The sequence below is a fragment of the Neorhizobium populisoli genome (genome assembly GCF_019430945.1).
Lineage (GTDB): Bacteria > Pseudomonadota > Alphaproteobacteria > Rhizobiales > Rhizobiaceae > Neorhizobium > Neorhizobium populisoli.
The window spans coordinates 179,281-204,387 of sequence record NZ_JAHYCB010000004.1 but is presented as its reverse complement, the minus strand read 5'-3'; the positions used below and the strand labels follow the sequence as shown (position 1 = coordinate 204,387).

Below are 25,107 nucleotides of genomic sequence, written 5' to 3'. Positions count from 1 at the left end.
TGATTAGTAATATTCTTCGCCGTGGGTCTCTTTCGACCGAGGCGTTTCGACCCGGCCGGGACCCGGCCGGTTGATCTGTGCCGGATCACCGTGGCGAACCACCGCCCACCCTTCGGAAAAGACTGTCGGCGCACCGCGCTTGACCACGGCATGGCTCTTGTAACCCTTGACCACGACGCCCTTGCCGACGCCCGGCTCGTGACCCCAGACCATGCTGGTGCGCGTATTGACCTGAAAATCCTTCAGGCTGTTGTTGCGGACGGTGCGCGAGGTGCGCACTGCCGTATCGAGAAAGGCGATGGTGTTATAACCCACCGGCACCATTGCCGATCCCATTGGTGTCAAGCAGACATCCGGGGCGATCGAATGGATGAAATACGTCCCTTCCTTGCGCGCTGAAATTGGTACGCTCACGTTTCTCTCTCCAATTCCTTACAGTAGACGCCGCACGCGTCCGGGTGCGGCGCTTTCCTGACCGCGCCCGCAAGCGCCGCGAGTTCGGCCGTGTCAGTCTTGTCCGGAACGGCAAGCAGGATGGCTTCGGTAGTGTCCGGGTTGAACGGCATGCGCCAGGTCAGCTGAACCCGGCAATCAAACAGCTTTGCGGATGAAACAGACAGAAAGATCGTATCGAGATTCGGACGGATCGTCGCGATGTCGTAATCCCCAGCGTCGACCAGCATGGTGATCATCGGATCCGGCAAGGTTAGGGTAAACCGGGGCGTTCCCGGCCGCAGGTTCTCCAGGACGATCGTCAGATCGCCGGTCGGGAACTCGTTAAGGATAAGGCCTTCCGCGGCGGAATTGTTATAGGCGAAATCGTAGTCGGCAGGCCATTTCGGCGCCACAGTATCCAACCATTGCTGATCGAATGTGCCGCCGAGCTTGCGGCGCGGCAACCAAGCCGGCGGGATTGGCCCAAAACCCTCCGGCTTATAGTGGTGGGCGGCATCACGGATCGGATCGTTCAACGCCTCAATCTGCGGGGCAGGATAGCTGCCGGTCAGATCGCCTTGCTCCGGATCGAACCAGCCGCTGCCGACCGGGTTCTCTTCGAACGCTTCGATGATTGGATTGCCATGTTCGTCGAGACCCCGATCCTGTAGGCCGCCATAAGCCAGTTCATAGCGGATTGGCACTGACAGGGTTTCCTCCGGCTCTGACAGTTTCCAGCCCTTGAAAAACTTGCGGTGCGCCTGCCAATTCTTCTTCTGGTTCTCCGAAAGCCAACTTGGCCAGACCGGCATCCAGCGACGCGGTCCGGTGACGCGCAGCTGTTTCGATGCCAGCAGCCTTTCGCCTGAAAGCACGCTGACACCAGCCGTCCAACTGGAGCTTGCACGACCTTCGGGCGCAAAGGCGGTGGCGTCGACGATAATGTCGGCTCCTGGCTTGTAGGAGACGAGATCTGAAGGCTGCCTCAGCGAACTGACATTCACGTCGCCGTGACAGCGGTCGGTGAAACATAAGGGCTCCTGGTCGTCAGAGATTTTGCATCGTCCATCATCGTCGATATCGAATGCAGCCTTGACCAGGATCACGCCGAACTCCCGACCCTGATTGTCAGAGTTCGAGAAGGCGAGATGAGGGAATACCGTGGTGTTATAGAGTTCCGTCATGGCTCGCTCAGTTCAAATCGATAACTTTACCAATCTGCTGGAACGGGCCTTCGGCCTCGAAATGGAACTTCACACCCTTGATGATCACCGTCCCATCCTTCTTCATGATCATCGTCGATCTGCCAACTTCGATGACATATTCCTCCCCCACCACGAGCTTCTTGACCTTGCCGACATTCTCGATGGCCGTCTGTCCCACATTGGACACCTTGGTGGTGCCGATCTGCTCAACTTTTGCGACCCCGACCGTCGTGGACTGGAAGGATCCGACGATCGTGTTCATGATGCCCGAAAGCGGGAAAAGACTTGATGCGTCATTGCCGACGCCGCTTCCGGAGCCCGCAAGCCCCGTGCCGGCATCCGCGCGGGGACTTGGACCACCGACTACTCCTTGCCGGCTGCCTAGACCGCCGGCTCCGAGGAACCCGAGCGCCGACGACGCCAGCGTGCCGGCGAACGCTGCCAAGCCTGGACCGGCGCCAGCGCCCCCGGCAATTTGACCTGCTTGAGCGAGAAGCCCGGCTGTCTGTCCCGATAATCCCTGCACCGCGCCCATCAGCAATTGCGCCATCGGTCCGGTGCCGCCGACCACCGTATTCACCGATCCGCCGATCTCATGCTTCTGGTTGCCGGAGACTTCGACGGCCCGGTTGCCGCCGACCGCTGCAACCTCATGACGATCAACCCGCTTGACGCGATCGTTCAACACCCGCGTAGTCTGATCCTTCTGGGCGTGGAAGAACTGGTTCTCCTTGCCGGCCTCGTCCTCGAAGGTCATTTCGTTGAAGCCCTGCCCCTTGTGGGTGTTGGAGCGCAGCACCATGCGGGTCTTGTTCGCCGGGAGATCATAAGGAACAATGTTGGACGGGTTGTTGACCACGCCAGTTACCAGTGGCCGGTCCGGATCGCCATCGACATAGGCGACCATGACTTCCATGCCGATGCGCGGAATGATCTGCGCCCCCCAGGTGCCACCGCCCCAGGCTTGGCTGACCCGCACCCAGCACGTGTCCGTGCCATCCTTCTTGGCCTTGCGGTCCCAGGGAAACCACAGTTTGATGCGGCCATACTTGTCCGGGTGGATTTCTTCGCCGGCGGGACCTGCGACGATAGCTACCTGCGTTCCTTCGATGCGCGGCCGCTTCGTCTCCCGGTGCGGCGTCATCGGCACGCGCGAGGGAACCGCTTCGAACTCGTTGCTATATTCTGGCTCGTTCGAATTGGTCTCGTAGGAGCGGTCGACCACTGTCTGGGTCATCTTAATGACCACATGCTCCTCGTAGAAATGATCGGGATGTGCCACTTCGTAAGGGGTAAAGCGGCGGCCTGCTTCCAGAATGCGCGAGTTGGAAGCGCCGAAGACCCGGTCGTGATCAGCTTCGGACGCCTGCATGCGAAGCTTCTCGGCGCGTTCCGCTTCTTCCACCGACGATATGCGGGCGGGATATTCGTAAAGCTCGCGCTTGACCGCTTCCGGCATTTGCACAAGCGACGGCGTCATCGTGCCCGGCACCATCGACGGCGTCTCGAAGTTCCAGTCGGCGCCAGCCCGCTGTCCCGGCACATACGAGAAGAGCCGCTGCCAGTCGTTGATATGGTTGCGGTCGGAGGAGCCCTGCGCTAACCGGATCTTGCCCTCGCCTTGCGCCGAGGGCGACACTCCAAGCCATCCATTGGCCGTATCCGCGACGTGTAGCTTGTGCTTGCCGTCATCGTGGGAGAACCAGAAGAACAACCCATCTTCCTCGAAGCGTCTCAAAACATAGGCTAAATCGGTCTCGTTCCATTGCACGCTATAATGTTGTGCGGCGGGCGGTGTGATAACACCGGATGTATCGGGTGTCGGCAGGCCGTGCTCGGAGAACAGCATCTCGACGATTTGGATCGAAGTCTTGTCCATCCAGATGCGGCAGTCTGAGCGGCGCGATAGGAGCCACATCTGAGGCCGCAATACCATGGAATAGGATCTCAGCCCGCGGGTGATCGGCGGCCCTTCCTTGAGTTCCGTCACCAGCCCGTTGAATGGCCGGCGAACGGCCGATCCCTCTTCGCCGTTGCCCTGTTGCACCTCGACCGAGACATCCATCAGCCGGCCGATCAACTCCTCCGGCTTGACCACCGGCTGCTTGGAGCGGGCCGAAAGGCGAATCTCGAACAGCGACGAGACGCCTTCTTCGATTACCACTCTCTCCGGCAGTAACTGGTCCTCACCCAAGGGCGAGACGATCTTCAGGATTCGGCTTGCCTGGATAAAATCGGCGGCGGCGGAAGCATTATCCATGAGAGCCTCAATCTTTTAATCAAGAAGGGCACCAAAGGAACCGCTTGGGCGGAAACCGACTGGTGCGGGAAAATGGACGTCATGTTCGCGTCGGGAGATAGGTCCCTCACGCTGATGGTCAACCCTTAAGATCAGCGGTTGCTCGATCACTTCGCTCCTGCTTGGACCGATTGCGCCATGTTGTCAGCAAGCAAAGTATTTAAGGACGGCGCGATACGGTCGGTAGGGACGAACCTACTGTCACCTGCCAGCGAAACCATGAGACTCATCCTCCCAGCTAGATTCCGGTTTCACCATTTGATCGGTTCAGCCCGATCAGTGGCTACCTTGCGGTCACAGCGTATTTCAGCTTGCATCCGCGGCGGATTTGGCGATGGCATCAGCCACGTCAGGATACATAGAATGTCGGATTTTCATGACAATCAAATGTACGCGATAAGCCGGTGGAGACGGAGCGGCATGGTCGGGACGCGTGGCTAGTGCAGCGTTCGGCAATCCGGTCCAACGGGAAATCAACCCTGGACTTGCGATTCTTGATTGCAGCCAAAGCGAAAAGGACACAACTATAAATATGTTTTCGGCGCATCAAATGTGAGATGCGCCAATACCCACAACAATAAAGGAAACATAAGGCAGGAAGTACCAGGTGCAGCAACCGAAAGAGACAAGCTTCGCGGAAATGGGCAGACTTTGCAGCCAATACCATCCCCGCGAAGAAGGCTCCGCTACAAGAGCGGAATCTTTCCCGTATTCCTCTGGGCCTTTACCGATAGAAGACTATTCTCCCATCGTATTCTTTGACCGCTTTACGGTTGGGTTTGCGGTTCCCTGCAGCAAATCCGACTGATCCGCAACGATGGCCGCGGCCTCGTTGCGCAAGACGTCTTTAGCGTTCTTGCGGGCATTTTCCAGGGCGATATCGGCGCTCAAGCTGCGCTCGTCCGATTGCAGTCCGTCGTCATCTCCGCGAGAGGCATCGTCGTTGGCCTGCTCGCGCGCCTTGAGACGGCTGGTCATAGCGGCCATTTCGGCTTTGCGTTCAGCTTCGTTGAGTGAAATCGTGCGCTTCTCGCGCTGAGCCTTGAGTTCATTGGCATTTTCGACGAAGCGCCGGAAATCCGGATCACTGCCGGCTCGAACATCGTGACGGCTCTGCAATTGCGGGAGTGAGGCGGCGAGATTACCGGCAACCTTATATTTTGCGGGATTTATCTGCGTCCAGGGCAGCGCGTTGTCGAAGCTTGCCTCACCAAAGGTTTTCGGATCGGAGAGCGCCGGCAAGGAGATATCGGGCGTCACGCCGCGCAACTGTGTCGTGCCGCCATTGACGCGGAAAAACTGCGCGATGGTCAACTTCAGCTGGCCGAACTTCGGCTCGAGATTTTGAGCAATACGATCGAGGTTGACCACGGTCTGTACGCTACCCTTGCCAAAGCTCGGCTCCCCGATGATCACGCCCCGGCCATAGTCCTGTATGGCAGCAGCAAAAATCTCGGAAGCCGAGGCTGAGCCACGGTTGATGAGGACACCAACCGGCCCCTGCCAGGCCGGTTCGGGCAGATCGTCGCTTTCCACCTCGACCTTGCCTTCGCTGTTGCGTTGCTGAACTACCGGGCCTTTGCCGACAAAGAGGCCGGTCATGTCGATCGCTTCTGCAAGCGAGCCGCCGCCATTGTCGCGCAGATCGATGAGGACACCATCGACGTTCTCCTGCTTCAACTCACCGAGGAGTTTGGCAACGTCACGGCTCGCGCCCTTGTAGTCCTTGTCGCCCTTCTGGCGCGCCTCGAAATCCTCATAAAAAGCCGGAAGGGTGATCACGCCGATCTTGCGCGTGGCATCACCGTCTTTCACCGGAATGATGCTTTTCTTGGCCGCCTGCTTTTCAAGACTGACCTTATCCCGGACTAGGCGAATGACGCGGTGAGTTCCATTCTCCCCGGCGTCTGCCGGCAGGATATCCAGTCGGACGACGGAATCCTTCGCCCCGCGGATCATCTGAACGACCTCGTCCAGCCGGGTACCCAGCACTTCCTTGACGGCACCGTCATCACCTTGGGCGACACCGATAATACGGTCGCCGACGGCAAGCTTGCCGGATACTTGCGCCGGTCCACCCGGGACAAGTTCGCGGATGGTCGTATAGCCGTCGCGGTCCTGCAGCACCGCGCCGATACCGACGAGCGAAAGCTTCATCGAGATATCGAACTCGGCCGAAGCGGCGGCACCGAAATAGTCCGTGTGCGGATCGACGGAGGTCGTATAGGCCGCCATGAATGCCTGGAAGACGTCGTTGCTTTTGTAGGAATAAACCCGGTCGAGGATGGTCTGGTAGCGCTTGTCGAGCGTCTCCCGGATAGCTGCATCAGCCTTGCCTGCCAGCTTCAAGCGGAGCCAGTCGCTCTTGACGCGCTTGCGCCACAGCTCATTGCTTTCAGCCTCCGACTTCGCCCAAGGAGCGTCCTCGCGCACCACCGTATAATCTTCCTTCACGCTGAAATCGAAACTCTGCTTCAGTAGACCCTTCGCGTAAGTCATGCGGTCGACGATGCGCTGCGTATTGACATTGAAAATCGAGAACGGGATTTTAAGGTCTTCGCCGGCAATCGCGTCATCGATCTTCGTTCTATTGGCCATGAACTTGTCAATGTCGGACTGCATGAACAGCATCCGGTCCGGATCCAGGGACTTGATGAACCGGTCCATGACCTTGGCCGAAATCGCATCGTTGAGCGGTACCGGCTTGTAGGCATACCGCCCCAGAAACTGCGCGCTCAGATGCGCGGCCTGCCCCTGGGGCTGCTGCGGCGCCAGGACCGGGAGCGTCTTCGGCTCCTGAGCGTGCGCGGGCAATGCAACCGAGAGAATTAAGCCGAGGAAAGCATATTTTAGGCGCATTGAGCTTCGATCCCTTTGCCGCGCGAATGTTGTAACGTTAAACGTTGATCGACAATTATGGTATTTTGGCAGCCTGTTGGAAGAGTTGAACTCTTCTCCTCCTCATGATTTTACCGGAAGCTCACCCAATTCCGGCAAAAGGCTGTATTTTCTATGAGGGGCCTGCATCGAGCCTACATAAAACTGCCCGGGGGAAAGCAGTCGGAGGCGCTTCGGCTCTCGAAAGCGTCTTGACGTAATCGGCGAAATGCCGCGTCCTGTTTACGCAGGTCGGCATCCGATCGTTTGGCGAACGTTACCGGCCGCATCTTCTGTAAATTCGATTGAACAGCGTAAAAAGCGGCTCGCATCGCCCGATCGGTCAAGCCGGCTTCACATCGGACCTCTATTCTCTCTGTGAATGATCACAGGAGAACGGCATGCGCGACCTGGGGGACAAGAAAGGCATGACCGCTACAACACGCGACGGACGCGTTCTGGCGGAGGAGACGATCGCCCGCGATGCCCAGGCGCTCTCGGAGCAGCTGAAGGCAATGCGTGACCGGCTCTTTCCGCCGTCGTCGATGAAGTCTTTGCGCAGCTTTTCTTCGGGAGAGGCGGCGAAGCTGATCGGAGTATCGGATGGATATCTGCGGCAGCTTTCGCTGGCAGGAGAAGGGCCGCAACCGGAAACGGGTGTTGCCGGTCGACGCCTGTATTCACTGAAAGACATCAATGCCCTGCGCCAGCATCTTGCCGAACAGGCGTTTGCAAAAGGCAACCTTGCCAAGGCCCGTGCCTACCTGCCGCATCGGAATGCGGACATAGGCGAGCATCTGCAGGTCATCTCTGTAACCAACTTCAAAGGCGGTTCCGGCAAGACCACGTCGGCCGTGCACCTTGCCCAATATCTTGCCTTGACCGGCCACCGTGTCCTCGCCGTGGATCTCGATCCACAGGCGTCACTTTCCGCCCTGTTCGGCTATCAGCCGGAGCTCGATCTGGTCGGCAACGACACCCTATACGGCGCGATCCGTTACGATGCGGAGCAGCGGCCGCTTTCGGACATTATTCGCGGCACCTATTTTCCGGGCGTCGATCTTGTGCCCGGCAATATCGAGCTGCAGGAGTTCGAACATGTGACACCACAGGCGCTGGCGCGCCGGGAAAACGGAGAGGATTCCGGTCCTCTATTCTTCTCCCGCATTCAGGCGGCACTTCAATCCGTCGAATATGGCTATGATGTCATCGTCATCGATTGCCCACCGCAACTTGGCTATCTGACGCTTTCGGCGCTCTGTGCCTCGACATCGGTCATTGTCACTATTCATCCGCAGATGCTCGACGTTGCCTCGATGAACCAGTTCCTGTTCATGACGTCGGACCTGCTTTCCGTCGTGCGCGAGGCAGGCGGCACCCTGAACTTCGATTTCCTTCGTTATCTTGCAACCCGCTATGAACCGAATGACGGGCCGCAGGCGCAGATCGTCGGCTTCATGCGCTCTCTATTCGGGGAAAGGGTGCTGACGGCACCGATGCTGAAATCGACCGCCGTTTCCGATGCCGGGCTCACCAAGCAGACGCTTTATGAGGTCGGCCGAGAGAACTTTACCCGCTCCACCTATGATCGCGCCGTCGAGGCTATGAATGCGGTCAATGGAGAAATCGAAAAATTGATCCAAGTAGCGTGGGGTCGCTGATACGCTATACGCTGAAGATGTTTAATCGGCGGATGACAGGAAGGTTTTGAGCCATGGCCGGCAACCGGAAGAACGAATTGAAGGCACTCTTTGCGGGCGGACTTGCGCCTGCCGAGCCGGCCCGTGCCCCGGAAACGAAGGCGTCACCCGATACCGAGACAACAGAGCCGGTGCCTGCCGGAGACACTGGCGTCCTTCACCGCAATCCATCGGGCGCAGTCAAGGCTATGGGCCTTTCACTCGGCGCGATGACCCGCGAAGTGGAAGAGGCACGGGTGCTTCGCCAATCGATCAACGAAGGCGAACGCATCGTCAACATCCATCCGGATAAGATCGACGCTTCGTTCATCGAAGACCGCCTTCGGCTGGACAATCGCGACGACGAGGATTTTGCCGCGCTGATCGACAGTATTCGCGAAAACGGCCAGCAGGTGCCGGCACTTTTGCGGCCGCATCCGGACAAGAACGGTCGCTACGAGACGGCCTACGGTCATCGTCGCGTGCGCGCAGCGGCCCGTCTCGGCATTGAGGTAAGGGCAATCGTGCGCAACCTGTCCGACGACGAACTCGTGCTGGCACAGGGCAAGGAAAATACCGAGCGCCGCAATCTCACATTCATCGAGCGCGGACTTTTTGCAAAGAACCTGTCCCGACGCGGGTTCGACCGCAAGATCATCGGCGATGCGCTTGCCGTGCAGAAGAGCGAGCTTTCGCGCCTGATGGCGGTGGTCGAAAGCATCCCCGAAACGGTCATCCGCATGATCGGCCCGGCTCCCAAGGTCGGTCGTGACCGGTGGATGAAACTCGGCCAGATGCTTCAGAAGAAAAATGCCGAAGCGATTGCCAATGACGAGATGCACTACCAGCGCTTTCAGGCCGCAGCCACGGACCGGCGCTTCCAGCTTGTCTTCGATCGCCTGCTGCGCCGGGAAAAACCCGACACGCCGAAGCCGCTCGACCTGAGAGACAGCAGCGGCAGAATGTTCGCGCGCATCACCCGCGATCCGGAAGGACGCCCACGGAAGATCGAATTCGCAAAGCATGTCGATGCGGGCTTCATCGACGACACCATCTCATTGCTTGCGGATCGCTATGCCGCCTTTCTGGACGACAAGCAGCCCGGAAAGGAGTGATCCTACCGGCACAAGACCCAATGTATGCGGAGAACGGGTACGTGCAGCGCCGAGTGCTGCCAAAGGCGAATATTGACAGTATATGTATACAGATTTAAGCATGAGTGGGTGGTATCGGGGAGGCTGGGACAGCGGCGATTGGAAGGAGCATGTACGGTAATCGCCTTTTTACGAATACCTTTTTTCATTTCGGCAGACCGTCAGCGCGAAGGATTGCAATCAACATCGAGCAGTCCGAATATGTATACACGAATTCGTGAATCCAACATTTTCGGCCCGCCGGTATCGGACCGGTCCTGCAATCCGGGAACCGCCGTTAACGAAGGTATAAGATACCGGGATATCCAAGCGCTTCTACTGATTGACTGAAGGTGTGACTGTCTTCGATATAACCCTAAGGCTGTGATGGACCTTAACCGCACGGAGGAAGCGGTTCCGTCACGGGGAATTTAACCAATTCGTCTCTGGAGGAGGAAAGAGAATGATTACCAGAAGAACATTGATGGCGACCGCGGCGGTGGCATTCGGCACGCTTGCAGCCTTTTCGGCCGCAGCGCAGGAGACCGTGAAAATCGGTCTCGTACTGCCGATGACCGGCCCCTTCGCCTCGACCGGCCGGCAGGTGGAAGCCGGCGTCAAGGCCTATATGGCGCTTAACGGCGATACGGTCGCCGGCAAGAAGATCGAGATCGTGCTGCGCGATGACGCGAGCGTCGCCGATCAGACGCGCCGTATCGCCCAGGAACTCGTCGTCAACGATGGCGTCAAGATGCTGATGGGCTTCGGCCTCACCCCGCTCGCCATGTCGGTGGCGCCGGTTCTCAACCAGGCAAAGATTCCGGCAATCATCACATCGGCCACCACGTCCGCGATCATGCCGCAGTCGCCCTATTACGTCCGCACGTCGATGGGCGGGCCGCAGTCCGCCGTTCCGGTCGCCACATGGGCGGTACAGAACAACGTCAAGCGCGTCGTGACGCTGGTCTCCGACTATGGTCCAGGCATCGACATCGAGCAGGGCTTCACCAACCAATTCAAGAAGGAAGGCGGTACGATCGTCGAGGCCGTCCGCGTTCCGCTGGCAAATCCGGACTTCGCGCCGTTCCTGCAGCGCGTGCGTGACTCCAAGCCGGATGCGGTCTTCGTGTTCGTTCCGTCGGGCGTTGGTTCGCTGTTCATGAAGCAGTTCATCGAGCGCGGTCTCGCGGACGCCGGCATCAAGCTGATCGGCACCGGCGACATCACTGACGACGACCTCTTGAACGGCATCGGCCCGGCAGCCAAGGGCGTCATCACCGGTCACTTCTATTCGGCCCTACACGACAGCCCGGAAAACAAGGCTTTCGTCGCGCAGGTCAAGAAGGCCAGCAACAACATGCGCCCGAACTTCATGTCGGTCGGCGGTTATGATGCCATGACGCTCGCCTATATGGCGCTGAAGAAAACCAATGGCGATACCGACGGCACCAAGCTAGTCGAAGCCATGAAGGGTGCCTCCTGGACAAGCCCTCGCGGCCCGATCGCCATCGACCCGGCCACCCGCGACATCGTGCAGGACATCTATATGCGCGAAGTCAAGGAAGTAAACGGCGAACTCTACAACGTCGAATTCGCGACCTATCCGAAGATCAGGGATCCGAACGCGAAGTAAGCTCTGACAGGCACGCTTCTTCGGACTGATACAAGACCGTCGCAAAAGCCGGCTATTCAAGTCGGTGTTTGCGACGGTCTATTGATTCAGGGCCTTCTTCCGGCCTGTCATAATTCGGCGGCGGTTTGTAATTTGCCGCAAGCCTCCAATGTGTGGAAAGGCCAAGCGATGCTGATCATTCTCGGAGGCCTGCCCGGCAGCGGCAAGACGACCCTCGCAAGAGGGCTGGCTGCACGGATCGGCGCCGTACATGTCAAGGTCGATACGATAGAGCAGGCGATCCGCAATTCCGGCATCGGCGATGTCGGTCCAGCGGGTTATGTCGTGGCATACGCCATTGCAGCGGACAATCTCGCCGCCAACCGGGTCGTCGTGGCGGATTCGGTCAATGCTATCGAAATCAGCCGCAAGGCCTGGCAGGCGGTTGCGGCACGTAATGGCGTGAGGGCAATCCAGGTCGAAGTTACATGTTCCGATCCCAGGGAGCACCGCTTCAGGGTGGAGACCCGCGAGACCGATGTCGAAGGCCTGATCAAACCAAGCTGGCAAGCCGTGACCAACCGGACCTGGGAAGACTGGGACGACAGTACCGTTGTCATAGACACCGCAGGCAAGAACGTCTCCGAAGTTGTCGAGGAAGTTCTGATGGCGCTGCAGGATCATTTTCCCGGCCGGTTTTGATCGGCTTATAGATCGGGACAGTACAAGGGCGAGCCGGTATGTTAGGATCGCCACATCATGAATTCCCGGCCTGACGATCCCACCCCGACCATCCTTCACCACAGCCTGCGCCACCTGCGGGCCTTTCTCGCGGTTGTCGAAAGCGGTTCAGTCACGCGCGCCGCAGAAATATGTTTCGTTTCCCAGCCTGCCGTCACGCAAGCTCTTTCCAAGATCGAGAAAACCGCTGGACTGCCGCTTTTTTCCCGCACGCCGCAGAAGATATTCGCGAATGCCGCAGGCGAAACACTTGCCCGGCGCGTCACTCGCGCTTTCGGTTATCTCGATCCGGCACTCGCCGAACTTTCACCGCGGCTGACGATAACGGCAACAACTGCGCAACTGAAATCGCTGATCGCGGTGCGGGAGACCGAAAGCTTCACGCTTGCCGCCAGAAAGCTTGGCCTCAGTCAGCCGGCAGTCTATCGCGCCGTGGGGCAACTGGAAGAAGAGGCGGCGCGGCCTCTGTTCGAACGCACCTCTTACGGCATTGTCGCGACCCGTCCCGCGCAGGCACTGGCGCAGGCCGCCAAACTGGCCTTTCTTGAACTGGAGCAGGCTGACGCCGACATGGCAGAACTGACATCGGCCGAAATCGGCCGGATCGTCATCGGGGCGACACCGCTTGCGAAATCCTATGTGCTGCCGAAGGCGATTGCTGCCTTCCGCAAGCAGCGTCCCAACCTGCCACTGCAGATCAACGAAGGCCCGTATCCGGATCTGCTGCTAGCGCTCCGCCGCGGCGAGATCGACTTCCTGCTCGGCGCGCTGCGGGTCCCTGCGCCCGTCAGCGATGTGGAGCAGCGGGTATTGTTCTACGACACGATCGTTCTCGTCGCCGGCAATAACCACCCGCTGGCGGCACGGGCGAAGATTACCGGAGAGGAACTTGCCGCCTATCCATGGGTGGTCGCACATGCCGGTACGCCGATCCGCCGGTATTTCGAAAGCGTATTTGGGGATGCCGGCACTTCAGCGCCGAAGAGCATCGTCGAAACCGGTTCGCTCATCCTGATGCGCGAGCTTCTCGACAGCAGCGATCATCTGGGCTGCACGTCACGCCTGCAGGCGGAGGCGGAAATCGCCCGTGGGCTTATGGCGGCCCTTCCCTTCGATCTCTCCCATACCTCGCGGCCGATCGGTGTAACTTCACGCAAGGACTGGTTGCCGACAGCCGCGCAGCAGGCTTTTATCGATCTTCTGCCCACCCGCCCAGATGGCTGAGCTGGAACTATATTATAACCAGAACTTATGCCTCCGGCAGACGAACTGATAAACGTTCGTCGAAACTGCGGTTTATAGGAGAGAACAGAGATCGACGTCGGCGGGAGGCATATCGTCCGGAAACGGGAAACGGTGATATGTCCGGGCCACGGGAGTTGAGGCACGGATGAAGCGGCAGCGTTTCGCCATATCGCCAAGAAAACCGGAAATGGCGAAGATCACGGAAACTGACGAAAAAATGAAGATAGTGGGAGACCAAACTATCTCGTACCGTTGACTGTCGTGTATACATTCTGGATATAGCTTACCTATCGTGACGGGTCCAGGAGGCGGCGTCATCACGACGCGTCGACGGGAACGGCTCATAATAAATTCGTACCCTTGAGGAGGAGACAGACATGCTCAAGAGAAGAACCCTGATCGCAGCGGCGAGCGTTGCCCTTTGCGGCCTCGCAGCCATTCCGGCTTATGCCCAGGAAACCATCAAGGTCGGCCTCATCCTGCCGATGACCGGCCCATTCGCATCGACCGGCCGCCAGGTTTCGGCAGGCGCCAAGACTTTTATCGCCACGCATGGCGATACCGTCGCAGGCAAGAAGATCGAACTCGTCATTCGCGACGACGCCGGCACTGCCGACCAGACCCGCCGCATCGCCCAGGAACTCGTCGTCAATGACGGCGCCAAGGTGCTCGCCGGCTTCGGCCTCACCCCGCTCGCCATGGCCGTCGGCCCGGTTGCGACGCAGGCGAAGATCCCGACCGTCGTCATGGCTGCCGGCACCGCCTCGATTACCAAGGCGTCTGAATACATCACCCGCACCTCCGGCACCCTGCCGCAGTATTCGCTGCCGGTCGGCACCTGGGCTGCCCAGAACGGCATCAAGAAGGTCGTGACCCTGGTTTCCGACTACGGTCCGGGCATCGACGCCGAGAAGTGGTTCTCCAAGGAATTCAAGGCGAAGGGTGGCGAGATCACCGAAGCCGTTCGCGTGCCGCTGGCAAACCCCGATTTCGCGCCCTTCCTGCAGCGCGTCCGTGACGCCAAGCCGGATGCCGTCTTCGTGTTCCTGCCTTCGGGCGCCGGCGCGCTGTTCATGAAGCAGTTCGCCGATCGCGGCCTGACCGAGGCCGGCGTCAAGCTGATCGCCACCGGCGACGTGACCGATGACGATATCCTGAACTCGATGGGCAAGCCGGCTCTCGGCACCATCACCGGCCACTTCTACGCCACGGCGCATGACAGCCCGGAAAACAAGGCTTATGTCGCCGCCTTCAAGAAGGGCAACCCGGACATGCGCCCGAACTTCATGTCGGTCGGCGGTTACGACGGCATGGCGCTGATCTACGCCGCTCTGGAAAAGACCAAGGGCGACCCGACCGGCCCGGCCTTCATGGCTGCCGTCAAGGGCCTTTCCTGGGTCAGCCCGCGCGGCCCGGTCTCCATCGATCCGGAAACCCGCGACATCATCCAGAACATCTATATGCGCGAAGTGAAGGATGTTGGCGGCGAGCTGCACAATGTCGAGTTCGCGACCTTCAAGGATCTGAAGGATCCGGAGAAGGCGGAAGCGAAGTAAAGAACGGTCGGGCGGCAAAATCTAAGCTCGCCTTTCAGTGAGCCTCGAAGTCTGCCGCCCCCTCACCCGGCCTCCGCTTTGCTCGGCCACCCTCTCCCCAAGGGGAGAGGAGGAACGGAAGCGTTGCCGCGTCCTTCCCTTCTCCCCAGCGGGGAGAAAGTGCCCGAAGGGCGGATGAGGGGGTTCCGGGCGAGAGGCATCATCAAGATGTGTTGCCCCTTGAGCCCATCCCCATTCCCGGCGACAATACCCTCGTGATCGTAACCGCTTGAAACTCAGGCCCTAGAGAAGACCACGCATGCTGACCATCCTCTTCGACGGCATAGCTTACGGCATGTTGCTGTTCATCCTGGCCTGCGGGCTGACGGTGACGCTCGGCCTGATGAACTTCATCAACCTGGCGCATGGCGCCTTCGCGATGGCCGGCGGGTATGTCACCGTCATCATGATGAACCGTTACGGCATCTCGTTCTACTGGTGTCTGCCGGCGGCCTTCCTTGTGTCGGCTGCAATCGGCCTTATTCTTGAGCGCACGCTTTATCAGTGGCTTTATCAGGCGCCGCATCTGGACCAGGTCCTGTTCTCGATCGGCATCGTCTTCATGGCGATCGCCGCGACTGACTATTTCATGGGCGGCCAGCAGCAGCTGATCAATCTGCCGCCGGAGCTTTCCGGCCGGATGGATGTGTTCGGCGTCGGCGTCGGCCGCTACCGGCTGTTCACGATCATCCTCTGCGCGATACTCGCTGTCGTCCTGCAGCTCATCCTGTCAAAAACCCGGTTCGGCAGCCGGCTGCGTGCTGCGGTCGATGACCGCCGCGTCGCCATAGGTCTGGGGATCAATGTGCCGGTCGTCTTCGCGCTGACATTCGCCTTCGGCTCCGGCCTTGCCGGTCTCGGCGGTGCGATGGGTGCGGAAATCCTCGGCCTCGACCCGAATTTTCCGTTGAAGTTCATGATCTACTTCCTGATCGTCGTTTCGGTCGGCGGCACGTCGACCGTTTCCGGCCCGTTCCTTGCCGCCATGCTGCTCGGCATCGCCGACGTGGCGGGCAAATATTACGTGCCGGCGATCGGTCCCTTCGTCATCTACGGCCTGATGATCATCATGCTGATCCTGCGTCCGAACGGACTTTTCACGAGGGGCGGACGATGAGTGCAGTTCAACAGGATACCAACGTGACGGCCCCCTCTTCCACCGCCACTGCAGAGGCTCGCGCCGCCAAGCTAATGAAACGCCGCAGCCGGATTCGCTTCTTCGAGATCATCGTCTGGATCGCTGCGATCGCCGCCTATTTCGTGCTGCCGTCGAAAATGCTGATCCTGACGGAAATCGCCATCCTGGCGCTGTTTGCCGTCTCGCTCGATCTGGTGCTCGGTTTTGCCGGCATCGTCTCGCTCGGCCACACCGCCTTTTTTGGCCTCGGAGCCTATGTCGCCGGCCTGATGGCCATGCATTTCGTCGCCGAACCGGTGACGGGCCTGATTGTTGCCGGCATAGTTTCCGGCGTGCTCGGCTTGTTGACCAGCTTCCTCATCCTGCGCGGCTCGGACCTGACGCGCCTGATGACGACGCTCGGCATCGGCCTGATGATGGCAGAAGTGGCAAACCAGATGGCCTGGCTGACCGGCGGCGCAGATGGCCTCTCCGGCTTCTCGCCGGGGCCTGTTCTCGGCCTCTTCGAATTCGACCTGTTCGGCAAAGTGGGTTACGTCTACTGCATCGCCGTGCTGTTCGTCTCGACGATGATCATGCGCCGCATCGCCTTCTCGCCTTTCGGCATGTCGCTGAAGGCGATCAAGGGCAATGCGATGCGTTCCGCGATGATCGCCGTGCCGGCCCGAAAGCGTATCGTTACGGTCTACACGATCGCTGCAGTCTTCGCCGGTGTGGCGGGTGCGCTGCTTACCCAGACCACCAGCTTCGTCTCACCCGACGTGCTCGCCTTCCACCGTTCGGCCGACGTGCTGCTCGTGCTCGTCATCGGCGGTACCGGTTATCTTTATGGCGGTATTTTCGGCGCGGTGTTCTTCACGCTGATCAAGGACTGGCTGTCGGTGATCACCCCGCAATACTGGATGTTCTATATCGGCATGCTGCTGGTCATCCTGGTGCTGATCGGCCGCGAGCGGCTGGCCCGCTGGGTGGAATACCTGCCGGAACGCTTCTCGAAGAAGGAGGACGGGCAATGAGCGAAATCGTTCTCGAAACCAAAAACCTGAAGCGCCGCTTCGGTGCCTTCCTTGCCACCAACGATGTCAGCATCAAGGTAGAACGCGGTGCCCGCCACGCGCTGATCGGCCCGAATGGCGCCGGCAAAACGACGCTGATCAACCTCCTGACCGGCGTCCTGCCGCCCTCCGAAGGTCAGGTCTTCCTGGAAGGCGAGGACATTACCTCGCTCGCCGCCTTCAAGCGCGTCAAACGCGGCCTGACCCGCACCTTCCAGATCAACCAGCTGTTCAACGATTTCACGCCGCTGGAAACCGTGGCGCTGGCGATCGCCGAGCGGGAGGGCGTCGGCCACAATCTCTGGAAGTCCGTCGCAGGTTACGACCAGATCGTCAATGAAGCGGCCGCTCTGCTCGCCCGCTTCGGCCTCGCATCCGCAATGGGCGAGCGCACGGTGATCCTCCCCTATGGCAAGCAGCGCCTGCTGGAAATCGCCGTTGCCTTTGCCGCCAAGCCCCGCGTGCTGCTGCTCGACGAACCGGCCGCCGGCGTGCCGGAAGATGAAAGGCATGAAGTTCTGCAGATCGTTTCCGACCTGCCTGCAGACGTGACGGTGCTGCTGATCGAGCACGACATGGATCTCGTCTTCTCCTTCGCCAACCGCATCTCGGTCCTCGTCGCCGGTGCGCTCTTCGTCGAAGGCACGGTGGCGGAAATCTCCACCGACCCGCGTGTCAAAGCCGTCTATCTCGGAGAAAATGCATGACCCCGGTATTGCAGACCGAGAAACTGGTGGCCGGTTATGGCGAGGCAAGCGTGCTGGCCGGCATCAGCCTGACCATTCCGGAAGGCCGCACGCTGGCATTGCTCGGCCGCAATGGCACGGGCAAGACGACCTTCGTCAATACGCTCGCCGGCGTCACCACCCACCATTCGGGCTCGATCCACCTGATGGGCAAGGACGTGACCAAGCTTCGCCCCGACCGCCGCGCCGCGTCCGGCATCGGCTGGGTGCCGCAGGAGCGCAACATATTCAAATCGCTGACGGTGGAGGAAAACCTCACCGCCATCGCCCGCCCGGGTGTGTGGACCGTCGAGCGCGTCTACGGCATGTTCCCGCGCCTCAAGGAACGCCGCAAGAACCTCGGCAACCAGCTTTCCGGCGGCGAACAGCAGATGCTGGCCGTCGGCCGCGCTCTGATGGTCAATCCGAAGCTGTTGCTGCTCGACGAGCCGACCGAGGGCCTTGCGCCCATTATCGTCGATGAACTGCTGATCGCCATCCAGCGGATCACCCAGGGCGAAGGCATGTCGGCGATCATCATCGAGCAAAAGGCCAAGAAGGTCCTGCCGCTCACCGACGATGCCGTCATCCTCGATCGCGGTGCCGTGGTCTGGCAGGGCGCGAGTGCCGATCTTTTGGCGGACGAAAGCATCATCGGCCAGCACCTGACGGTGGAGAAAGGTGCGCGGCATTAGGCCGCTTGCTCGCCCCGCCCGGCAAGTCAGACGGCCCTTGCCTCCCGCCGCCGCCACAATAAATCCCTCATGTCCGATATGATACGAGGGATTTGATGTTCGATACGCCGTTGGAAGCACGCGAGTTCATCGAGGAACGCGTTGATGCCGATCAGGTCGATATGCTGGTGGCTAGCCTAAAGCCGGTCATCTCGTTTTCGCGGAAGGATGTGGACAGAAAGGGTGGAAGCCGCATCGGCGGGGCGCCCGATCTGCCGCCGGGCATGGCATGGCCGCGCCGCCCATTGCCGTCCAATCTGGACGAGATCGCCAATCGCGGTAATGCCGAGGCTGCCGTCGAAGTCAAAGCTCACCTCGCAGCAGGCATGCCCTATGCGTTTTTCGTGCAAGTCGATCTTGCCGAGGCCGGCGCACTCGGATCGGTCGCAGTTCCCTTGCCGGATCACGGCCGGTTGCTGTTCTTCTATGACCTGATAGCAGGCCCTTACGACACGGGTGCTGAGTCGGCGCGGGTGATTTGGGACGAAAGTCCTGCCGAGACGCTTATCGGACAAGAGATGCCGGACGATCTGAGGGCCGCAACCACCGATCATCGTAGGGAAATGAACGAAATCCATGCCCGATATGGCCAGGGTCCGGAAACACGCGACACGAATGCGCCAGAGCCCGGAACGCCCTATGGCGGCCCCACCCAGCCCGTAGCGCCCAAGACCGCTTTACAACTTTTGCCGCCGTTCAGCCTCGAATTCGAGACGACAGGCGCGCTGGCTACCACTTATACGGCCTCGTCGTCGGAGAATTCCGACGACGAAGAGTTCAAGATGGCCTATGATGAACTTTTTTATGACCTGCCGGACGGCAATCCACCGAACCAGCTTCTAGGAGCGCCGGTACCCGTGCAGGACGACCCGCGTTACGATGCGGTTGTCGTAACCGAATTCGGCAAGCAGCATTTATCGCGCGACGAATGGCAGAAAAACCGGGCGGCAGTTTTCAAGAAGGCCCGGGACTGGCAGTTGCTGTTGCAGATCGACATTCCCAAGTGGATGCAGGAGAATGGCGAAGGAACCGTCTATTTCCTCATCCGCAGGAGCGATCTCGAAAAGCGCGACTTCAGCCGCGTCGTCGCAGTCTATCAGCAGACGTAAACCGGGGCCGCACCGGCTTCAGGCGATGGCGCCGCGTTGCGCCGTTCGATCGATGGTGTCGATAACCCTACCATAAAGGGCGGCCGGCAAATCGTGCCCCATTCCCTCGACCAGCATAAGTTCGGCGCCTGAAATTGACGAAGCCGTATCCTCCCCGCAGGTTGGCAGGATCAACGGATCGTCCTTCCCGTGGATGACGAGTGTCGGCGCGGTAATCGTTACAAGCCGCGCGCGGCGGTCGCCGGCGACCGCCATAGCGGCGATCTGGCGGGCCGTGCCTGCGGGGTCATAAGCCCGCCTCGCCTCTTCCAGGACGAGCGCGCGATGCGCCTCCTCGTCGAAGGCAAACCCCGGGCCGGCGATGCGGCGGGCGAAGGCGAGGCTGCTTGCCAGAAAGCCCATCTCGTCGTCGCGCGGATCGGGGGAAGGCCGCATCATCAGGCCCATGACATCCGGCCCGGCTTGCGGCAGCGCCGGATTGCCGGTGCTCGACATGATGGATGTCAGCGACAGGATCCGGTCAGGGTATTCGCTCGTCATGATCTGGGCGATCATCCCGCCCATCGAGCGGCCGACCACGTGAGCGCGATCGATCGACAACGCATCGAGGAGACCGACCGCATCCGCCGCCATGTCGTCGAGCGTATAGGGCACTTCCGGCCGCTGCCCGGACATGAGAGTAGCAACCAAGGCACCGAAATCCGGCGGCACCAGTTGTGCAAGATGAGTCGATAGGCCGGCATCACGATTGTCGAAACGGATGACGCGATATCCGCGCGATGCGAGCTCGATGCAGAACGGATCGGTCCAGCGGATCATCTGCGTGCCGAAACCGGCAATCAGGAGAATTGCCGGATCACCTTCTCGTCCAAAGGCTTCATGGGCGATCTGTATGCCGTTCACATCTGCGATATTCATGGCCGAACACCACAAGGGCTGAAATCTGGACGCGCAATCATAAAAATGACTTCCGAAATGTCGGGTAAAATTTCCAGCCTCCGGGTATCACATTCAAACTCAAAACCATATGACGATGAAAGGTGCCAACCTGAGGCCGGCAGGCACCGGATACTCGAACTCATCTCATATTATCATTGCTGCGTCGCAAATTACTCCTCGCGCTGCAATATTTATTTGCTGCAGCACAGCAACGCCGTCAGCCAGCTGACAGATGTCAAGTTAGCCGAACAATTCGCAGACAAGATGATTTACGCAATTATCTCTTCGATAAGGCTCGTTATTCTCAGAAATTTAGACTTTTGCGCCTAATCTCTGACTGTAGAACGGGCAAGGCCTCCTCAAGGAGAGAGATATGGCAAAAGTTCTGAACACCACTTCATCGGTCACCAGTTCTGTCTGGCATCTGTTCGCCGACAGTATCGGCCGCGCAATGACCAATCTTTCGGAGAATATTCGCGAACTCCAGGACTATAAGTTCGAAGAATAAGATTGACCGCCGCCTCTGTGAAGGGTCCGATAATCCTCGGCAGCAAAGCTGCGCCATGATAGGCGCGCCTCACAACAGGCGGCAGTTACCCGCCGCCCGTCTTTCCTTTGATTGCGTCCTTACTGCTTTGGAATTCCGGCCTTCTCAATCACCGCCGACCACTTGGTGATGTCGTCGGCCAGTCGCTTGCCGATTTCCTCAGGCGTGCTGGAACGCGCCTCGACGCCAAGATCGGCAAAGCGCTTCTTGAGCGCCGGATCGGCCAGGACCTCGACAAGCGCGGCGTTCAACACCTTGATTGCTTCCGGCGGTGTACCCTTGGGCGCAAAGATCGCATTCCACGATGTTACGTCAAAATCCTTGACGCCGGCCTCCGTGGCGGTCGGCACATTCGGCAGCAGGCTGGAGCGAACCGGGCCTGACGCGGCAATCGCAATCGCCTGGTTCTGCTGTAGCGCAGCATTGAGGGCCGTCTGACTGTCAACAATGACATCGAGTTCGCCACCGAGCAGGGCCACCTGCAGATCCGGCGTCGCCTTGTAAGGCACGATGGTGAAATCGACGCCCGAGGCCGATTTGAACAGTTCTGCCGCAAGGTTCTGCGTGCTGCCGACATTGATCGTACCGACATTCAGTGCGCCGGGCTTGGCCTTGGCGGCCTCCAGCACGTCCTTCAGCGTTTTGAACTTGCCGCCAGCCTTGGTGACGAAGACGAAATCGAAATAGGCAAGGCTCGAGACCGGCACGAATTCCTTGACCGGATCAAACTGCAGCTTCTTGAACAGCGGCACGCTGATTGCCGTGCCATTGGAGAAGAGAGCCAGAGTATAGCCGTCCGCTTCAGCATTCAGTGCAGCACGCGCCGCAGTGGCGCCACCGGCGCCCGGCTGGTTCATTATGACGATCTGCCGGCCCAGTTTCTTACCGAGAGAGTCGGCCACGACACGGGCAGTGATATCGGCAATGCCGCCCGGTCCGAACGGCAGGACGAGGGTGATATCGCGTGACGGATATTTGTCCTGCGCGCCGGCGGCACCCGGTAAAGCGAGCGCCAAAGCGATGGCGACCGAAGCCACAAGCGCTCCCCGACGGCGGATGGGGCCCGCCGCCTTAAATATGTTGAACCTCATGTTCTCCTCCTCCTTGAGAGTTATGACTAATTGTTGAAACCGTAGAGACGGGCAGGATTTTTCACGAGCAGGCATTGCTGCTCTTCCGCCGTCAGCGAAAAACGGGCGACGAGATCGACCAGATCGGCCTCATCTACCGGTTCTTTCAGGTTGGGATGCGGGAAATCCGTGCCCCAAAGCGTCCGTTCAGGGCTCGTTTCGACGAGCGCTCGCGCAAACGGAACCGCCGCATCAAACGGAAAGCTGGAAATGCGCTCCGAACCACAAACCTTGACCCAGCCGTTTTCGAGCCGGGCCAGATCGAGCAATGTCTGAAAGGCCGGCTGGTCTGTGCCAAGCTTGGTGTCTATTCGCCCCATATGGTCGATGACGAATGGAAGCGGCAAACCGCGCACGATATCCGCCATTGGCATGATATCCGCCGCGTCGAAATGCAGGACCACATGCCAACCGCGCCCCCTGATGCGATCGATGACGCGGTTGAACGCGTCCATATCCGGCGCGCCGCCGAGATGCCGGACGAAGTTGAAACGAACACCTCTGACGCCGCCGTCATCGAGCTCCTGGAAGGCGCGATCGTCGAACGTATCGTCTACCACTGCGACGCCGCGATAGTTCTGCGGACGCCAGGCGATCGCATCCAGCATGGCGCGGTTATCGGTGCCATGGCAGCTCGCCTGGACGATCACCGCCCGATCAATACCGAGACGCTCATGCAGAGCAGCAAGAGCCTCCTTCGGCGCGTCTTCAGGCGTATAGCGGCGGCTCGGCGCATAAGGAAAGACGCTGCCCGGACCAAAGACATGGCAATGGGCATCGCAACTGCCGGCCGGCAGGACGAAAGCCGGCTTGCGGCGATGGGTGGGGCTCTGATCGTTCATGCTGTCTTTTCCTGTTTGATCATGTCAGCGGCAGCCCCGGTATCGGCAGCAAGGCTTCTGAAACTGGCGTAGCTCGCCTCCACCAGCTGGCCGACGGCTGCTTCTCGGTCTTCACCATTGACCGCGCCGCCGGAAAGGCGGCTGACCCGTTCCGGATTGATAAGGGCGTAATAAAGCCCGCCGAGCAGAAACTGGCTGCGCCAGACAAGCCCTTCGCGCGAAGCGCCGGGCACGCATTCGGCAATGGCCTCGATGAAGGCCCGGCTGGTCTCATCGAAGGCATCGGCGATGATCGCCTGCGCATCCGGATTGCCCTCTGCGGAGAGAACGGCACGCATGCGCGTGAATTCGGCACCGCCACCATCACTTTCCGAAGACGAGATGAAAGCCGGCACGATATAGGCCCGGATGATCGCCATCAGGCGCTCGTCCGGATTGCTGATGCGGCGCGCCTCGCCGAGCAACTCGCGACGGCGCGCATTCATCGGCTGGGTATGCCGTTCGTATATTTCCTTGAGAAGGTTGGCCTTGGAGCCGAAATGATAGGTGAGGCTACCGACATTGGCTTCCGCGGCCTTGGCGATGTCGCGCAGGGACACGGCGTGATAACCGCGGCCCGCAAACAGGGTGACGGCGTTTTTCAGCAGGGCTTCGCGGATGCTCGGTCGCATAGGATGTATGTTCAATTGTTATTACTATTTGTACAAATGTACAAATTGATCCTGTGAGTCAACCGCGGTTTGCAGAAATCACTCAAGCGGCCCAAGAATGTAATTCACATCCATCCGAGGGAGGCCGGCCGCGTATGCAGGATTTCGTATTCAATACAACACCTTCAGTGATCTTTCGGGCTGGTGCTGCAAGAGAATTGGCAAAACACGCCAGCGCAAAGCTTGGTCCCTCCGTGTTATTCGTCACCGACCCCGGCCTTCGGAAACTCGGGCTTGCCGATGCCGCGCTGGCTTCGCTTCAGGACGCCGGCATCAAGACAACCGTCTATGCGGAGGTCGAAGCAGATCCGTCTCTTGCAACGCTCGAGAAAGCGGTCGAGGCAGGCCGGGCAGCAGGTGCAACGGGTGTCGTCGGTTTCGGCGGTGGTTCATCGCTCGACGTGGCAAAGCTGGCGGCGCTGCTGATCGAATCCGATGAAGACATCGAAACCATTTGGGGTATTGGCAATGCGAAAGGCCCTCGCCTGCCATTGGTCCTCATTCCGACAACCGCCGGCACCGGGTCGGAAGTGACGCCCATTTCGATCATCACCGTCGGCGAGGAGGAAAAGCGCGGGATATCATCGCCATTCAACCTTCCGGACATTGCCCTGCTCGATCCCGAGCTGACGATCGGCCTGCCTCCAGCCATCACGGCAGCGACCGGCATAGATGCGATGGTACACGCGATCGAGGCCTATGCCTCGAAAAACGCCAACAACAATCCGCTCTCGAAAATGCTGGCAAAACAGGCGCTTCAGCTGCTCGGTGCGAATATCGAGACGGTGGTATCCGATGGTGGCAATATCGAAGCACGCGGCTCCATGCTGCTCGGTTCCATGCTGGCGGGGCAGGCTTTCGCCAATTCCCCTGTTGCAGCCGTCCACGCTCTTGCCTACCCGATCGGCGGCACATTTCACGTGCCGCACGGGCTTTCCAATGCTCTGGTCCTGCCGCATGTGCTGCGTTTCAATGCTCCTTTCGCCGGGCAGCTCTATACGGAAATCGCGGCGGATACGTTTCCGCATCTGGCAGGCAATGGCGGAAGCCAGGCTTTAACAGCAGCGTTCATCGATGAACTGGCCGCACTCGCCGCTAGGCTCGGCCTGCCTCTGCGTTTACGCGATGTCGGCATTCCGGAAAGCGCCCTGCCGAAACTTGCTGCCGATGCGATGAAGCAGCAACGGCTGCTGGTCAACAACCCGCGCGAGCTGTCGGAAGCAGATGCACTCGCCATCTATCGCACTGCGTGGTGAAACGGCGCAGCACTTACCCGATCGAATAAGAGATCGAAAATCGGCGTCAACGACGCTTCATGACCACAATTACGGCAACCTGACATGATTGTGACCGACCT

At 59.6% G+C, this 25,107-nt stretch carries 21 protein-coding genes; 13 read left to right on the top strand and 8 right to left on the bottom strand.

Annotation, left to right across the window (positions count from 1 at the left end; all coding sequences use genetic code 11):
* Positions 1-3 precede the first annotated feature (3 nt).
* From KX729_RS12130 to KX729_RS12115, 4 genes are all read right to left on the bottom strand, one after another.
* Positions 4-414 carry a PAAR-like domain-containing protein gene (locus KX729_RS12130; RefSeq protein WP_219742722.1) on the bottom strand — a complete coding sequence of 137 codons (411 nt, stop codon included), beginning with the start codon at positions 412-414 and terminating at the stop codon, positions 4-6.
* Entirely contained in the window at positions 411-1,619 is a 1,209-nt protein-coding gene (locus KX729_RS12125) for a DUF2169 family type VI secretion system accessory protein (RefSeq protein ID WP_219742721.1), read from the bottom strand. The genes KX729_RS12130 and KX729_RS12125 overlap by 4 nt, the downstream gene beginning before the upstream one ends.
* 7 nt (positions 1,620-1,626) lie before the next feature.
* Positions 1,627-3,900, bottom strand: coding sequence for a type VI secretion system tip protein TssI/VgrG (tssI, locus tag KX729_RS12120; protein ID WP_219742720.1), 2,274 nt, complete (start codon positions 3,898-3,900; stop codon positions 1,627-1,629).
* A gap of 777 nt (positions 3,901-4,677) precedes the next feature.
* Positions 4,678-6,798 carry a carboxy terminal-processing peptidase gene (locus KX729_RS12115; RefSeq protein WP_219742719.1) on the bottom strand — a complete coding sequence of 707 codons (2,121 nt, stop codon included), beginning with the start codon at positions 6,796-6,798 and terminating at the stop codon, positions 4,678-4,680.
* A 419-nt stretch (positions 6,799-7,217) separates the two neighbouring features.
* On the opposite strand from KX729_RS12115, the gene repA reads away from it, so the two are divergent.
* From repA to KX729_RS12060, 11 genes are all read left to right on the top strand, one after another.
* A complete protein-coding gene (repA, locus tag KX729_RS12110) occupies positions 7,218-8,477 on the top strand; it encodes a plasmid partitioning protein RepA (protein WP_219742718.1) in 1,260 nt (419 codons plus the stop codon).
* A gap of 53 nt (positions 8,478-8,530) precedes the next feature.
* A complete protein-coding gene (repB, locus tag KX729_RS12105; protein ID WP_219742717.1) occupies positions 8,531-9,610 on the top strand; it encodes a plasmid partitioning protein RepB in 1,080 nt (359 codons plus the stop codon).
* A 481-nt stretch (positions 9,611-10,091) separates the two neighbouring features.
* Positions 10,092-11,261, top strand: a complete 1,170-nt coding sequence (locus KX729_RS12100) for an ABC transporter substrate-binding protein (protein ID WP_219742716.1) — start codon at positions 10,092-10,094, stop codon at positions 11,259-11,261.
* A gap of 168 nt (positions 11,262-11,429) precedes the next feature.
* A complete protein-coding gene (locus KX729_RS12095; protein WP_219742715.1) occupies positions 11,430-11,942 on the top strand; it encodes a P-loop nucleotide/nucleoside kinase family protein in 513 nt (170 codons plus the stop codon).
* A 57-nt stretch (positions 11,943-11,999) separates the two neighbouring features.
* Complete coding sequence (locus KX729_RS12090; protein ID WP_219742714.1) at positions 12,000-13,205, top strand: LysR family transcriptional regulator; 1,206 nt, start codon at positions 12,000-12,002, stop codon at positions 13,203-13,205.
* 398 nt (positions 13,206-13,603) lie between these two features.
* The gene (locus KX729_RS12085; protein WP_219742713.1) at positions 13,604-14,782 is read left to right on the top strand and encodes an ABC transporter substrate-binding protein; all 1,179 of its coding nucleotides are present in this window, start codon (positions 13,604-13,606) and stop codon (positions 14,780-14,782) included.
* Positions 14,783-15,080: 298 nt separating this feature from the next.
* Positions 15,081-15,938 carry a branched-chain amino acid ABC transporter permease gene (locus tag KX729_RS12080; protein ID WP_219742712.1) on the top strand — a complete coding sequence of 286 codons (858 nt, stop codon included), beginning with the start codon at positions 15,081-15,083 and terminating at the stop codon, positions 15,936-15,938.
* Positions 15,935-16,975, top strand: a complete 1,041-nt coding sequence (locus tag KX729_RS12075) for a branched-chain amino acid ABC transporter permease (RefSeq protein ID WP_219742711.1) — start codon at positions 15,935-15,937, stop codon at positions 16,973-16,975. Before KX729_RS12080 ends, KX729_RS12075 begins: the two co-directional genes overlap by 4 nt.
* Entirely contained in the window at positions 16,972-17,721 is a 750-nt protein-coding gene (locus KX729_RS12070) for an ABC transporter ATP-binding protein (protein WP_219742710.1), read from the top strand. The genes KX729_RS12075 and KX729_RS12070 overlap by 4 nt, the downstream gene beginning before the upstream one ends.
* A complete protein-coding gene (locus KX729_RS12065) occupies positions 17,718-18,434 on the top strand; it encodes an ABC transporter ATP-binding protein (RefSeq protein ID WP_219742709.1) in 717 nt (238 codons plus the stop codon). The genes KX729_RS12070 and KX729_RS12065 overlap by 4 nt, the downstream gene beginning before the upstream one ends.
* A gap of 95 nt (positions 18,435-18,529) precedes the next feature.
* A complete protein-coding gene (locus tag KX729_RS12060; protein WP_219742708.1) occupies positions 18,530-19,582 on the top strand; it encodes a DUF1963 domain-containing protein in 1,053 nt (350 codons plus the stop codon).
* Between the two features lie 18 nt (positions 19,583-19,600).
* On the opposite strand, the gene KX729_RS12055 is transcribed toward KX729_RS12060, so the two are convergent.
* Positions 19,601-20,500: an alpha/beta fold hydrolase gene (locus KX729_RS12055; protein ID WP_219742707.1), complete on the bottom strand. Its 900-nt coding sequence runs from the start codon at positions 20,498-20,500 to the stop codon at positions 19,601-19,603.
* Positions 20,501-20,894: 394 nt separating this feature from the next.
* On the opposite strand from KX729_RS12055, the gene KX729_RS34250 reads away from it, so the two are divergent.
* Complete coding sequence (locus tag KX729_RS34250; RefSeq protein WP_281423221.1) at positions 20,895-21,029, top strand: hypothetical protein; 135 nt, start codon at positions 20,895-20,897, stop codon at positions 21,027-21,029.
* Positions 21,030-21,148: 119 nt separating this feature from the next.
* Here KX729_RS34250 and KX729_RS12050 read toward each other — a convergent pair whose 3' ends face one another.
* The 3 genes from KX729_RS12050 to KX729_RS12040 are packed head-to-tail and all read right to left on the bottom strand — an operon-like array spanning position 21,149 to position 23,711.
* Positions 21,149-22,159 carry a Bug family tripartite tricarboxylate transporter substrate binding protein gene (locus KX729_RS12050; RefSeq protein WP_219742706.1) on the bottom strand — a complete coding sequence of 337 codons (1,011 nt, stop codon included), beginning with the start codon at positions 22,157-22,159 and terminating at the stop codon, positions 21,149-21,151.
* A gap of 26 nt (positions 22,160-22,185) precedes the next feature.
* Positions 22,186-23,040 carry an amidohydrolase family protein gene (locus KX729_RS12045; protein WP_219742705.1) on the bottom strand — a complete coding sequence of 285 codons (855 nt, stop codon included), beginning with the start codon at positions 23,038-23,040 and terminating at the stop codon, positions 22,186-22,188.
* On the bottom strand, positions 23,037-23,711 hold the full coding sequence (locus tag KX729_RS12040; protein ID WP_219742704.1) for a TetR/AcrR family transcriptional regulator: 675 nt from the start codon (positions 23,709-23,711) through the stop codon (positions 23,037-23,039). The genes KX729_RS12045 and KX729_RS12040 overlap by 4 nt, the downstream gene beginning before the upstream one ends.
* Positions 23,712-23,845: 134 nt before the next feature.
* Here KX729_RS12040 and KX729_RS12035 point away from each other — a divergent pair, with 134 nt between their 5' ends.
* The gene (locus KX729_RS12035; protein ID WP_219742703.1) at positions 23,846-25,006 is read left to right on the top strand and encodes an iron-containing alcohol dehydrogenase; all 1,161 of its coding nucleotides are present in this window, start codon (positions 23,846-23,848) and stop codon (positions 25,004-25,006) included.
* The last annotated feature ends 101 nt before the right edge of the window (positions 25,007-25,107 follow it).

Excerpts from the sequence above, each read along its gene's own strand:
- tssI (WP_219742720.1), bottom strand. The coding sequence starts at position 3,900 with ATGGATAATGCTTCCGCCGCCGCCGATTTTATCCAGGCAAGCCGAATC.
- KX729_RS12075 (WP_219742711.1), top strand. The coding sequence starts at position 15,935 with ATGAGTGCAGTTCAACAGGATACCAACGTGACGGCCCCCTCTTCCACC.
- KX729_RS12055 (WP_219742707.1), bottom strand. The coding sequence starts at position 20,500 with ATGAATATCGCAGATGTGAACGGCATACAGATCGCCCATGAAGCCTTT.
- KX729_RS12060 (WP_219742708.1), top strand. The coding sequence starts at position 18,530 with ATGTTCGATACGCCGTTGGAAGCACGCGAGTTCATCGAGGAACGCGTT.
- repB (WP_219742717.1), top strand. The coding sequence starts at position 8,531 with ATGGCCGGCAACCGGAAGAACGAATTGAAGGCACTCTTTGCGGGCGGA.
- KX729_RS12040 (WP_219742704.1), bottom strand. The coding sequence starts at position 23,711 with ATGCGACCGAGCATCCGCGAAGCCCTGCTGAAAAACGCCGTCACCCTG.
- repA (WP_219742718.1), top strand. The coding sequence starts at position 7,218 with ATGCGCGACCTGGGGGACAAGAAAGGCATGACCGCTACAACACGCGAC.
- KX729_RS12095 (WP_219742715.1), top strand. The coding sequence starts at position 11,430 with ATGCTGATCATTCTCGGAGGCCTGCCCGGCAGCGGCAAGACGACCCTC.
- KX729_RS12050 (WP_219742706.1), bottom strand. The coding sequence starts at position 22,159 with ATGAGGTTCAACATATTTAAGGCGGCGGGCCCCATCCGCCGTCGGGGA.
- KX729_RS12035 (WP_219742703.1), top strand. The coding sequence starts at position 23,846 with ATGCAGGATTTCGTATTCAATACAACACCTTCAGTGATCTTTCGGGCT.
- KX729_RS12125 (WP_219742721.1), bottom strand. The coding sequence starts at position 1,619 with ATGACGGAACTCTATAACACCACGGTATTCCCTCATCTCGCCTTCTCG.
- KX729_RS12070 (WP_219742710.1), top strand. The coding sequence starts at position 16,972 with ATGAGCGAAATCGTTCTCGAAACCAAAAACCTGAAGCGCCGCTTCGGT.
- KX729_RS12045 (WP_219742705.1), bottom strand. The coding sequence starts at position 23,040 with ATGAACGATCAGAGCCCCACCCATCGCCGCAAGCCGGCTTTCGTCCTG.
- KX729_RS34250 (WP_281423221.1), top strand. The coding sequence starts at position 20,895 with ATGGCAAAAGTTCTGAACACCACTTCATCGGTCACCAGTTCTGTCTGG.
- KX729_RS12065 (WP_219742709.1), top strand. The coding sequence starts at position 17,718 with ATGACCCCGGTATTGCAGACCGAGAAACTGGTGGCCGGTTATGGCGAG.
- KX729_RS12080 (WP_219742712.1), top strand. The coding sequence starts at position 15,081 with ATGCTGACCATCCTCTTCGACGGCATAGCTTACGGCATGTTGCTGTTC.
- KX729_RS12115 (WP_219742719.1), bottom strand. The coding sequence starts at position 6,798 with ATGCGCCTAAAATATGCTTTCCTCGGCTTAATTCTCTCGGTTGCATTG.
- KX729_RS12090 (WP_219742714.1), top strand. The coding sequence starts at position 12,000 with ATGAATTCCCGGCCTGACGATCCCACCCCGACCATCCTTCACCACAGC.
- KX729_RS12100 (WP_219742716.1), top strand. The coding sequence starts at position 10,092 with ATGATTACCAGAAGAACATTGATGGCGACCGCGGCGGTGGCATTCGGC.
- KX729_RS12085 (WP_219742713.1), top strand. The coding sequence starts at position 13,604 with ATGCTCAAGAGAAGAACCCTGATCGCAGCGGCGAGCGTTGCCCTTTGC.